The organism is Methylobacterium bullatum (assembly GCF_014845095.1).
Classification (GTDB): domain Bacteria; phylum Pseudomonadota; class Alphaproteobacteria; order Rhizobiales; family Beijerinckiaceae; genus Methylobacterium; species Methylobacterium bullatum.
Genome location: NZ_NKUG01000076.1, coordinates 1 through 11486 on the forward strand (window position 1 = coordinate 1; position 11486 = coordinate 11486).

An 11486-nucleotide genomic window follows, 5' to 3' on the forward strand; every position below is an offset into this window, starting at 1 on the left:
CTCTTAATCAGCGGGTCCAAGGTTCGAACCCTTGTGCACCCACCAAATATCTCGCTGAAATCACTACACTTTCTCAAATCTCAGATAGACCGGTTAGCGCCGGTCGGGCGCTCGGTCGGGTGATAATGCCCCGGCTTCGAGCTTTCGGATAGCCGAATCTGCCATCGCCGGATCTCGATTCAGGTAGCTCGAATCGAGGATTGAGCCCACGTCACGAAGCGAATGACCCGTGATTGTCGCGATCTCCGGTTGCGTGCATCCTGCAACGGCGAGGCGAGTCACGGCAGTCCCGCGAAGATCGTGGAAAGTCAGTCCAGTCACATGGGCAGCCTCGCACGCCTTCCGCCATGAGGTACGGAAGCCGTCACTGGTCCAAGGCTGCCCCTTCGAGTTGAGGAGGATCGTTGTGCCCTTTCGCTCAGTCGCATCAAGAGCTTCCCTCAAGGGGGCGCCGACCGGGATATCAATCGCCGCATCCGTCTTGCTCTGGCGGAGTCTGATTCGCCCGCCGTCGTATGCTGCCCATCGAAGGATGAGAAGATCGCCCTGTCGCTGTCCGGTCCAGAGGGCCATGATCAGAGGAAGTTTTAGATGCGCGGGCGCGCTGGATAGGAATGCCGCCTCGTCGGCGGCCGTCCACACATTCGCACGGCGATTCGCCCGGTAGAGCCGACCGCCCGCGACGCAGGGATTCACAGGGATTGCCCCGCGATTTAGAGCCCATGAGAGGATGCGCGCCAAGACGGTCCAGGCATAGTCAGCGCCTCGGCGCGACTTCAGCCCAAGCCGGTCGCGCCATGCGAGGAAGTCGCCGCGCGTGCGTCTGTCCGTCAGGGCCTCAACCGGGAAATCGTGGAATTCGAGTTCGATCACTTTGATGTATCGGATGTACTCACGGCGCGTTGATTCGCTCAGATCCCGAAAATCGTTGCTCGCCTGATAGTCGTTCATGACCGCGAGAAGCGTTCCACGGGCAGGCTCTGCCTTCCTCGATACCGCTGCATTGTAGCTGGCGACGAATTCGGCTGTTCCGGGCTTTCCTTCAAGTCGAGGACCGCCCTTCCATGCGTACCAATAGGTGCGCTTCGTGCCGTCGCTGAGCACTTTCGTCTTGGAATTGATGCCCTTAAGCCGAACGCGCATCGCGCTTTGCCTTCCATGTATCATACGTCGAATCAGGTCCGGCCGGGGCATCGGAAGCCGAGTGAATCACGATGCGGTCATCCGTGAGTTCGATACGGCCGACCTTCAATCCAGCCGCCTTCGTCGCCTTGAGGGCGCGGGTGAGGTCGGTTTGGCTGAAGGTCGGCCGCTTGCGGGGCATGGCTTAGAACGAACCGTTCAAGCGGACGGCGACCGTGCCGCTCTGAGCGGCGACGGTCTCGACAGCGACGCCGATCTTCGTGTTGCCCGATGCCGTCTTGGTGACGAGCTTCGCGGCCGCATCCCAATAAAGGGGATCACCCACAGCCATCACCTGAGCGGAGACCTTCGGCAGCGTGAAAACGCCGACCGTCACCAAGTCGAGATCTTCGCCGATAGCGGCGTCACCGGCCGCGACACCGAACATAGCGCCGACGAGCAGGCCGTTGCCCGAAAGAACACTGACGGGCGCGAGCAAGGTGATGTTCTCACCCCGTTGGACATGGTTCTTCATCTCAAAGTCCTTTCGATGTTCTGAAAATGATCGCGGTCGGCGACCGTCTGTCGAAGCTCTGGATCTCGCGATTTACTGCGATGATCGCTTGAGCGATTTCGGCGTCGGATCGATAGACGACCCGCTCGCCGTTCTGGTCTTCGAACTCGCGGACGCTGCCCATGCGGGCTTCGATCAGCTTTTCTCGATAGACGTGGAGTTGGGCGAGCGAGATCGTCACAGCGGACTACCCGGCGTCTTCGGCGTCCGGTTCGCACCGCGCCAATCAAGAGCGCCCGCGCCGAAATCGAGCACCGCGCGGAACTCGACGCCGAGAACGTCCCACCCTTCGCGAGAGGACACCTGAACGCCTTGAGCGGAGGACAGGTAGGCGATTTCGAGGACGGGCAGGACGGCCGGATCTGCGAAGACGTACCAGCTACCCTCGGGCAGGCGGGGATCAACCAGAAGCGTCAGACGGCCGGCGAATGGGTTGACGGACGAGGCATCCGGCGCGGCGAGCAAGGTGAGAACCTGTTCCGCCAGCGTTTCGAGTTCGGCCGAGACGACGAGGAACTTCGGGGCCGCGTTGATGGGCGTCTTACCGTCCGTGCCCTTCTGCATCCGCATCTGAAGCCGCGAGGCGTCCAGGGCGGCAATCAACAGGGTCGTGCTGTCCAGCGCCGATGCAGCACCGACGTTGCCGTGGCTGGCGTGGAACAGCGTCCGACCGTCGCCCATCACGGGACCGGCCCCGTTGGCAGCCGTCAGAAGACTGACGAGAAGCAGGGCTTCGGTCTCGGCGGCAGCCCGGCCGGCAGCCTCGCCCCAATCGCGAAATGCTCCCAAGTCGTCGTTGATGATGGCCTTGCGCGACAGCGAGAACATTGAAGCATAGGTATCGAGTTCCAGCCCTTCGACAGCCTCGCCGCGCGTTGTATGCTTGATCTCGCCGGCCTCGGTTACTTTCTGCAACGGCCCGACCTCGCCGAGACGGAGGCGGCTTGCACGGCGGAAGTCAGTGAGCAGGCTCTTGCGGGCGAGCTTCTTCAACTGCGACTCGGCTGCCGTGTAGGCCGGCAACAGAGTCCGCGCGCCGACGCCCGTCAGTAGATTCTGAAAATCGGAGGTCGTGTGCATCGCCGCCCGGAGAAGCGTGTCCTGATCCATGCCGACCATGCTGAAACCGCGAAGGGCGAGGATGGCGCGGGCATGATCCGTCAGACGGTCGCCCATGAAGGCGCGGGCGTGGTCGGGCGGGGCCGTGCCCATGACGCGGGCTGCGACGGCATCCGCACGGCGGCTCAGGATCACGGCAGGGTCGTCGCCCGATGGGCCGTTCTGTTGCGTGCGGATCGGCCCGACGTTGCGTGCCTGCATCGCCTCGAAAGCGGCGGCACGGGCAGAGTTCACGTCGGCGTCGGCGTCGATCTGAGCATCTGCCCAATCGGTCGGAAGACCGGCCCGTAGGGCGATGCCACGGATTGCCGCGCGGTTTGCGATGCGAGGATCGGGAGCCGGGACCGGCGTCGGCAAGCTTTCGGTGTTCTCGATGATGTCGGGCATTGCACTTCTCACGGTTGCGCCCGGATCTGCCGGGACGGGGACGAAGGAAACTTCATGGACGGTCCAGGCCGTGGCGGTGCGAGTGCGCTCGCCGGTTGCCGGGTCCGTACCGTCGCGCCATGTGCCGACGCGGTATCCGACGCTGACGCCTCGCAGCGTGCCTTCGGCGATGCGCTGGACGATCGAGGCCACGTCATCGGCGGCGCTCAGCCGGATCGAGGCGAGCAGTTCGCCATTCTCGATCCAGGCCCGTGTGATGATCCCGATGACATCGCGCCCGCCGTTCTGACGGTGCGAATCGAGCACGGGCACGCCATGCAAGGTCGCGGGAATGAAGCCTTGGATCTGAAGGCTTTCGAGGAACGTCCCACGCTGATCCCGGCGACGGACTGCAGCGCCCGTGCTGATCACGGCGGTGACGGTGCGGGTCGCCTCATCGAACGAGTTCGCGCGAACGGGCGCCCGTCTGACAAGCAGCGGATCTTGCGGGTCTGCCGAACTCGATCGCGTCAGCGACGGTTCGAACGATGTTTCAGTTTCAATCAGCAACGGTCTGTTCCTTCGGTTTGGCAGGGGTTGCGACGGTGACGAAGGTCAGGCCCAAAGCTCGCTCGCGCTCCCGGTCGGCCGCGATCTCGGCGTCCAGAACTTCGACATCGTATCCAAGGGCTGCCACGGCTTGGCGGCGCGACATCAGACCGGCCGCAAGCATCGCCTGCGTCGCCTCGGCGTCTTTCAAAGGATCGACCCACGGCATCGCCGGGGGATACCAGTCGACGCCAAGCTCTTCGTCGGGCTCGATCTCACCCGAAAGAATCGCTACCGTCATGACACGGCGCCAGATCGGATTGAGCATTTGCGGTATGACGGTCTGGTACTGGATCTGCTCGATGCGCTGACGAAAAGCGACGAGGCCCGCACGGAGGGAACTGTAATTTGCCCCGCGAAGGTCGCCCGTTAGAAGATGTTCGGGCACGCCGAGACCAGCAGCGACAGCACGAAGGCCCAACTGCGAGAGTTCGATTGCCTGCTGGACTTGCTGAGGCGAAGAAAACTTGATGTCATACCCGGACGGCAACACCTTTAGCGTGCCGGGCTCTAGTCCCGCCTCCAAGATGTTGCCGGCTTGATCACCCTCGAATGCGGTGCCTGTGCCGTTCTGGTCGTAGAGGAAGCCGGCGTGCATCGCGGAGATCTTGGCAGCCACAAGCAAAGCGTCTTGAAGCTGATCGTTCTCCGACAGATTCAGCAGGACGGGCGCCAACCAAGAGATGCCGCGCACCTGACCCGCGCCCATGGGCTGAAACAGATGGATCACGTCTTCGGCGGGAATACGCACGGGCGGCGCGTAGGTCGCATAGAGATCTGTCGGTCGACCTTGCAGGACGTGATAGGCGACCCGCCGCCCATGGGCATCGAACTCGATCCCGGCGACGATCCGGCGACCGTCGCCGAGTTCCAGCGTATGACTTTCGTCGACCATCTCGGCCGGGATCTGCCTGAGCCGTAGACCTGCAGGCGTGAGTTCTAGATGGATGAACGCTTCGCCGTCGACGATCATCGCCCGGACGGCGGCTGCCTGGATGCCGTAGAAATCGGTCAGCCCGTCCGCATCGGCGTTGGCTGCCCATGCGGTGAGACGGGCGTTGCGCTGTCGGCGGATCTCAGGATCGGCATGGGCAGCCGATGGGACGATGCCGGTCCCGGCGAGGGCGGTCACCAGCGCGTTGATACCAGAAACGGCCCAACCGTTGTTTCCCCCCATGTAGCGCGATCGACTGCGGACAGGCCCGGCAGCCGCCAGAACCTCCGGCCCGATAGGACCGAACGACTGACGACGGTCCCAGCGCCGCCCGCCGCCCGCCGCGTCGAAGCTGCGCACCTGGGACGGCCCGCCGAGAAGACGGGTCGCGAGTTGCTTGAGGCCGGCCAGCGCGCCCATGGCTTAGTTGCCTGCCGGGAAGACGTGACGACGAAGAGACATGAGGGCGTGCGAGACGACGCACTGAATCGATCCAACAGGAACGATATCAGTCGTGCCTCGCAATTCGGGCCGGCGCCAGATGGGACTGAAGTTTACATTTCCGAATGCAGTATTAATGAAGCGTTCCTGAGTTTCGACATGACGACGAAACTCGATCTGCAGCACCCAATGCTCACCCTTGAACACTTCACGGAGGGCTTGGCTCATCGGATAGTATCGCCCGACGCCCGCTTCGATTTGCTTCTCGCCGCAATAAGCGTAAGCCTGCAAGCTGGCGTGCTGCAGAACTTCAGTATCGCTTACACCTAAGTCCTGAATATTCGAAAGGATCTTCGCGGTTGCGAGATCAGGCAGAGCAAACATGTTCGCCTTGCCGACGCTACCACCAGGCGCCCGAACGTGGATCAGGCGCTTGTTCGCATACGAAACGACACGCGACCGGGCGACGGAGAAAGGTACGCCGTCGGCCTCAATCTCCTTCGCGATCTCGCCGACCGTGAAATACGGCCCCGGCTCGTCGCCGGTCATCAGTACGGGAATCCTGGGATCGCTTTCGTGGTCGGTCATTTCGGTCGCTCCTATCGCTGACCGCTTCTAACCGAAGATTCAAACCGAAGATACAAAATTCGGTTATTGCCGGATCGGTTTTTTTAGTGCAGTACAGTCTTCGGCACGGCGGATTGCCATCCTGCTATGTCTTCCTTGTTTGTTTTGCAACAAATGAAGCCCGGACGCCCCTAAAAAGGTGTCCGGGCTAGTTCATTTTTAGGCTCTTCGATCTAGCCACGCCGAGCGAATGGTATTGCTGGACTTCTTGGAGACGACGATCTGCGAGAGTTCTGCTTCTCGCCGATCAGGATCGAGCGTCAACAGACCTCTCGCCGCGATGGCGTAGACGAAACAGTCAAGGCACTCCGCTCGTCGGCCGGATATTCGTTCGAACACCCGTTCGGGCCGTCCGCTTCGGTATCGAACAACCCGACGTTCTGACGTAAGCTCTTCGAAGTAGCGCGGTTCAAGACTGTCGCTGAAGCGAATATCTCGACCTCTCGACAGACGAGACAATAGCTGCGCCTTCAGCGCATCGACTCCGACGAGGAATAGTGGAACGCCCTTCGCTTGGCTCTTCTGAATAGCCGGTCGCTGGAAGCCTGAAACACCTTTGCCCGACATGATCTTCCGATTGAAGCGCGGGCGCGTGAAGCCGTAGACGGCATCGGTCACACCGCCGTCGCCGGAGTCGATCACGGCAGCGTCGACACCGATCGTTCCGCCCAGAGGATGCGGCCAACGGCTTTTCAACAGTTCGTCGAGTTCATACCAAGTCGTGTTGTCGAGCGGGCTTCCCCATATCACCATGTGGGCAAGTACAAAGGTCTCGGTTCGCGAATGTCCGAGGAACGTTAACTCAAGTCGATCATCTTGAACGTCAATGCCTGTCGTCACCATGAGGATCGGTGCCGGGATCTCATCTAAGCCGAACCGTTCACGGCGCGAGGCAAGTCCGGCCTCGTCAAGCTCCTCTGCTGACTCCCGCCATCCTTGGGCGAGGATCGTATTGACAAAGGTTTGAAGCTTGTCGGGATGCCCGGTTGCAGCGACGAATTCCGTGGCGAGTTTTGCCCATGAGGCATTCGCCAGACACGAGACGAGGGCGTTCAGTCTGAAACCTGCGTGACCTTTGACTTCCGGTCTCGTCGCCCGCCAACGACCGGCCTCGACCATTTCGGGCTTATACTTCTCGTCAACGATTTCTTCACAGTGCGGGCAGCGGAAAGCCGCCGTCTCAGGCCGACCGGTAGCCCATTCGATGTGTGCCCATTGGATCTCCGAGAAGCTTCCGCACAGCTTGCAGGGCACTTCGAAGACCCGCGCGTCACTTTGGGCATAGGCGCGGAGGACATTCGACGTTTCCTCATGCACGGGCGTCGAGCCCATGATGATCTTTCGGTTTGCGAAGCTAAGGGTGCGTCGCTCAGCGAGGGTGATCGGATCGCCTTCCTTACTGACTTCCATCCCGTCGACTTCATCCATGAGCAGGATGCGGACGTTGTGCCGTCTCAGGTTGCGCGGCGATTTGGCGGCTACGATCTTCAGTGAACCGCCGGGGAAGCGTCGGGACGAGAGTGTATTGCGGCCGGTCTCGTCTGCTTCGGCGGAAAGCAGCCCATGAAGACAAGGGGTTGCCTCGAATATTGGTTCTAGGTCGGACACCGTGTAATCGCGGCAATCTGCTTCGGTCGGCAGAAGTACCAGAATCGGAGACGGTTCGTTGGCGACGTAGGACGCAACGGCGCCCGACAGAATCGTTGAGAATCCGACGCGAACCGGTTTGACCAGCGACACGCGCTCAACGGCAGGGTCCGTGATCGCGTCGGCGATCTCCCGCTGATACGGCCACAGACGAACGCGGCCGGGCAGCGCGGACACGGCTTCGGGCAGGCGCATCTCGCGCTCGATCCATTCGGATAACGGCATGCGGGGCGGCGGGATCAGCGCCCGAAAGGCGCGACGGCGGACCTCTTCAATCGCGCGCATCGCCGCCCAACTCCGTCAGCACGTCGCGGATCTCACGATCCAAAACTGAAACATCGGCCTGCGGGAGCGTGCCCAAGCGTTGCTGGACCCGTGACGGGATCGACAGAAGCGATGCGCGTAGGTCGCGGAGGATCGATGCCCATTCGGTCTCGACCTGTTTCGCTGGGATCAGTTCTCGCCGCGCCGCCTGATTCTTGAATTCGAGCGCATCCGCCTGTTCGCGTGCCAGCCGGGTTCGCTCGTCTGTGAGGCTGACCGTCGTCGTTCGACCGGCAGCGACGGTGCGGAGATGGTCGATGTACGACCGCACGCTGGCGTCACGATCGAACTCGCCGCGCCCATGCTTCACGATGATGCCACGCGACGCGAGATCGTTGAGCGTGCGGACGTTGAGGCCCAAAAGTGAAGCGAGATCGGGACCGCTCACTAGAGGCCCGCTGACGGCCTTCGCCGCGTCCAGGCAAGTCCGGTCGTCTGGATCGGACGAAGGGGCCTCAGGGGCGTCCCTTTCGTCGCCGATCACGTCCCAAGCGGTCAGGTGGAACGTCTGAGGCACGTTTGCAGCGTTTGAAAGGGCCTCAGTGTCCCCAGGAATGACGCCGATCACGTCATAGACGGCAGGATCAAACATCGGACGAGCGCCCTTTCTTGAAATTTCGAAGAAAATGACTTTGAGCGGCTCTTCGCCCCCGCAGGCGGCATGCGGGCAGAGGGACCCAAGATGTTTCAGGTTCAGGGCCGACGAGGCACGCGGTAGCCGGGCACGAAGACGCCTCACTGCCGGCCGCTGCCGGGTTCTGCCGGGAAGTTCGAGAGATCCCATCAGGGGTGCGCGCGCCTGCACGCGTATACGTTCGTTCGAACAAGCCGGCAGAACCCGGCAGTGGCCGGCAGTGGAAGGTCATTCCAACCACCCGACGTACCCGACGCAGATTGAGCATTTCCAATGGGTTAGGGAGCATCGCCCGACGCAAATCAGTCGAACAGGGCATCTCGGCCTCCCTGTTTGACCGTGATCCCTTTGAACCCGCGCCCCTGGACGGCAGCAGTGTTCCGCACTGGCGTGAAGCCGCGCTGTTGCAGCCGATCGGGGAAGGTTTTCGTTTTCGAGCCGGGATCTTCACCCGCCCGATGGGCAAAGTTGAACCACGAATTCCAAAGCTCCTCGGTCGTCGAAGCGACGAGTTTCCCGACTTCGCAGCAATCGTCGATCCAAAGTTGGAACGTGTCCTGCGTCTCGAAGTATGCCTGCGTGGTCGCCATCACGACTTCGGGCCGAACGAGCCCATTCTCTTGCCAGTCGAGGCATCCCAGGATCGCCCATGAGAGGATGCCGGGCCATTCCGCGCGCAATCGTGCCTTCAGCGTGTCGTCGGGCCGTGCGGGCTTGTGATCGAACGGGAGGACGTTGAATCGGCGCTTCACGGCGGCATCCACGTCGAGGATCGCCGGCCGATGGTTGCCGATGATCGTCAGCTTGAATTCCGGTTTGAACTCGAAAGAGTCCTGCCGCATGAATCGGGCTGTGAGTGTGTCGCCGCCGGTCATCGCCGTGATGCGCTGTTGCGCCCACGCGCGGCCTTGTTCGGTCTCGGATGCCCGCGCCATTCGTGCGCCCCGTAGACGGGCGATCTCTTCCGGGTGCCGATCGAACTTGGATGCGCTCAGGGTCTCGGTTGCGACGTTCGTGCAATAGTCGCCCATGATGTCGCCGAGAGCGTTCACAGCCGTGCTCTTGCCGCTACCGCCGGGTCCATGGACGAAGAGCAGGGATTCTTCCCGCGTGTCGCCGGTCAGGCTGTAGCCTGCCCATTGAGCGAGAAAGCGGATCGCGCCGTCATCGTCCGCCAGGGCCTCACGAAGGAATCTTATCCATGTCGGGCAGTCCCGCTCCGCATCGAACCGATCGAGCGGTATCGGAGCGACGGCAGTCGACTTCGTGAGCATGTCCTCTTGGCGACCGGGACGCAGAACGCCCGTGTGAAGCTCCACCGTGCCGCCGGGCGTGCAGAGAAGCCACGGATCACGATCCCAGACACTACTCTCGACCGCGAACACACGATCAGCACGGGCAAACCTCTCAACGCCGCTAGCCGATGAGGCACGCGACAGCGATTTGGCATCCCTGTTCTTCGGATCGTCCGCCAGCATGGCGCGACAGGTCTCGCGGCACCAATCGAAGGCAAGCTGCGTCTCTTCCCGACGCCATCGCTGCCCATCCCAGGCGAGCCATTTGCTGGCTGTGTGGCAGTAGCGAAGACGATCACCATGTAGTGCGGCGAAGTTGCGGGCAACGCCGTCCTCGGTGAAGCTGAATGCCTCTCCTACCGCGCCGCTCGACTTGTCCCAGGTGCGTTTGAACTGCCGATCGTCCTTCGCCCATTCGGCCAAGTCGGCATCCTTTTCGATGGCAGAACGGAAGTTCTCGACCGTGCCGCGATGCCGCCGGATCTCGCAGGCGACGGCATAGGCCCGACCGCTGCGAGACGTGTCGCCTTTCGCAGCCGGGTGATCGCTCTTGGCGGGTGACGACGGAAACACGTCGAACAATGTATCCACGGGAGAAGTCGACGTGCCGATGAAGGCGGGACCGGCAGACTCGATCAGCCATCGCAGGTCGGACAATTCGATGAGTCGCAGGTCGTCGAACTGGCCGATCGGATCTGAGCCAAAGGTTTGAGGATTGATGCCTTCGCTCGTCACCGCGAAGTAGCGCCCGCCTAGGTACAGAGCGATCTCGCAATGGTTGCCCTTTGACCACGACTTCCCAAGTTTGCCGCCTAGCATCGTCTGTGCGGCGGGCAGATCCGATGACCGGCAAAGGAAGAACAGCTTCACGCCGACATTGCTCGGCGAGACTTCCGAATAGGAGTTGAAACGACGGACGATCTCGGCTGCCCATGGGAGAAGCTCGCCTGTCGTTGCATCCCGGCATGAGTCGAGATCGATACCGCCGATAAGCACCTGGTCGTGAAGCCCAAGCTGGACGCCGACGCCTCCTTGTCTCCCACGGGCCTTGCCAGCCTGTGCAGCGGCTTCCTGCTTCGTCAGCCACGTCGTCGGGTCGCTGGCCTTCGCCGGCCGTCCTGAGACCCCGTAAGGGACCTTCGTTGGCTTGCCGTTACGATCCTGCGTCAGCCACGAGACCCACCGACGACTGTCCGCCAGACGGTAGAGGGTGAGGGATTTGAGATCCGATTGAAGCGGCGCGTTCATGACAGCGCCTCCCCGCGAACAAAGGCTGCAAGGCATTCGCAACCGACGCCTCTGACGGCCTCGTAGATCGCGACGCAGCGCGCCTCGGTTACGTCGGTCTCGTCGTCGGCTTGCGAGGGGAACAGCACCCGCAGGCGCGCACCGGGTTGAACCTGACGCACCACGACGAACCATCGCAGCCCGAACGGCAGCACGCTCGCACCGAACTCGGCGATCTCGGCTGCCGATGCGATGCGGACTCGACAGGTGCGGCCGAGATGACGGGCGAAGAAGAGCCGGTCAGCCTCCACGACCCTATCGACCGATCCGGCTTGCTCGTCTTTGCCGGTGTGATACAACTTCTGTCGGGCTGTCTTCTCAACGCCTTTGATCTCGCCGTTCTGGGCTCCAACCCCCAGAGCGGCGTTTCCATTTCTGATCCCAGGCGGTCGATTTCCGGTCGGATTTTTCCTCGTAACCCATTGACGCTTCATCGCTGCTTTCCTCCTTGTTCGGAGAAAAAGCGCAGTGTTTTCAGACCCTAAGGACGAGACTCTTAATCAGCGG

General features: G+C 61.8%; 10 protein-coding genes. All 10 read right to left on the bottom strand.

Features of this window, described 5'->3' with window-relative positions; translation table 11 throughout:
- Positions 1-93: 93 nt before the first annotated feature.
- The 10 genes from MBTS_RS11830 to MBTS_RS11875 all read right to left on the bottom strand — a co-directional run bounded on the left by MBTS_RS11830 (position 94) and on the right by MBTS_RS11875 (position 11413).
- Positions 94-1143: a tyrosine-type recombinase/integrase gene (locus MBTS_RS11830; RefSeq protein ID WP_192215739.1), complete on the bottom strand. Its 1050-nt coding sequence runs from the start codon at positions 1141-1143 to the stop codon at positions 94-96.
- Between the two features lie 184 nt (positions 1144-1327).
- The gene (locus MBTS_RS11835; protein ID WP_192215740.1) at positions 1328-1657 is read right to left on the bottom strand and encodes a DUF2190 family protein; all 330 of its coding nucleotides are present in this window, start codon (positions 1655-1657) and stop codon (positions 1328-1330) included.
- Position 1658: 1 nt separating this feature from the next.
- Positions 1659-1877: a phage head-tail joining protein gene (locus tag MBTS_RS11840; RefSeq protein WP_192215741.1), complete on the bottom strand. Its 219-nt coding sequence runs from the start codon at positions 1875-1877 to the stop codon at positions 1659-1661.
- Positions 1874-3745, bottom strand: a complete 1872-nt coding sequence (locus MBTS_RS11845; RefSeq protein ID WP_373321345.1) for a prohead protease/major capsid protein fusion protein — start codon at positions 3743-3745, stop codon at positions 1874-1876. Before MBTS_RS11845 ends, MBTS_RS11840 begins: the two co-directional genes overlap by 4 nt.
- Positions 3741-5144 carry a phage portal protein gene (locus MBTS_RS11850; protein WP_192215742.1) on the bottom strand — a complete coding sequence of 468 codons (1404 nt, stop codon included), beginning with the start codon at positions 5142-5144 and terminating at the stop codon, positions 3741-3743. Before MBTS_RS11850 ends, MBTS_RS11845 begins: the two co-directional genes overlap by 5 nt.
- 3 nt (positions 5145-5147) lie before the next feature.
- Complete coding sequence (locus MBTS_RS11855) at positions 5148-5753, bottom strand: hypothetical protein (protein WP_192215743.1); 606 nt, start codon at positions 5751-5753, stop codon at positions 5148-5150.
- Between the two features lie 198 nt (positions 5754-5951).
- The gene (locus MBTS_RS11860) at positions 5952-7724 is read right to left on the bottom strand and encodes a phage terminase large subunit family protein (protein ID WP_192215744.1); all 1773 of its coding nucleotides are present in this window, start codon (positions 7722-7724) and stop codon (positions 5952-5954) included.
- The gene (locus MBTS_RS11865) at positions 7711-8355 is read right to left on the bottom strand and encodes a terminase small subunit (protein ID WP_192215745.1); all 645 of its coding nucleotides are present in this window, start codon (positions 8353-8355) and stop codon (positions 7711-7713) included. The genes MBTS_RS11860 and MBTS_RS11865 overlap by 14 nt, the downstream gene beginning before the upstream one ends.
- Before the next feature lie 344 nt (positions 8356-8699).
- The gene (locus MBTS_RS11870; protein WP_192215746.1) at positions 8700-10940 is read right to left on the bottom strand and encodes a phage/plasmid primase, P4 family; all 2241 of its coding nucleotides are present in this window, start codon (positions 10938-10940) and stop codon (positions 8700-8702) included.
- Complete coding sequence (locus tag MBTS_RS11875; RefSeq protein ID WP_192215747.1) at positions 10937-11413, bottom strand: hypothetical protein; 477 nt, start codon at positions 11411-11413, stop codon at positions 10937-10939. Before MBTS_RS11875 ends, MBTS_RS11870 begins: the two co-directional genes overlap by 4 nt.
- Positions 11414-11486: the final 73 nt, after the last annotated feature.

What these genes read in the sequence shown, in the direction of transcription:
- MBTS_RS11835 (WP_192215740.1), bottom strand. Translation starts at nt 1,657, where the DNA reads ATGAAGAACCATGTCCAACGGGGTGAGAACATCACCTTGCTCGCGCCC.
- MBTS_RS11850 (WP_192215742.1), bottom strand. Translation starts at nt 5,144, where the DNA reads ATGGGCGCGCTGGCCGGCCTCAAGCAACTCGCGACCCGTCTTCTCGGC.
- MBTS_RS11855 (WP_192215743.1), bottom strand. Translation starts at nt 5,753, where the DNA reads ATGACCGACCACGAAAGCGATCCCAGGATTCCCGTACTGATGACCGGC.
- MBTS_RS11860 (WP_192215744.1), bottom strand. Translation starts at nt 7,724, where the DNA reads ATGCGCGCGATTGAAGAGGTCCGCCGTCGCGCCTTTCGGGCGCTGATC.
- MBTS_RS11870 (WP_192215746.1), bottom strand. Translation starts at nt 10,940, where the DNA reads ATGAACGCGCCGCTTCAATCGGATCTCAAATCCCTCACCCTCTACCGT.
- MBTS_RS11875 (WP_192215747.1), bottom strand. Translation starts at nt 11,413, where the DNA reads ATGAAGCGTCAATGGGTTACGAGGAAAAATCCGACCGGAAATCGACCG.
- MBTS_RS11830 (WP_192215739.1), bottom strand. Translation starts at nt 1,143, where the DNA reads ATGCGCGTTCGGCTTAAGGGCATCAATTCCAAGACGAAAGTGCTCAGC.
- MBTS_RS11865 (WP_192215745.1), bottom strand. Translation starts at nt 8,355, where the DNA reads ATGTTTGATCCTGCCGTCTATGACGTGATCGGCGTCATTCCTGGGGAC.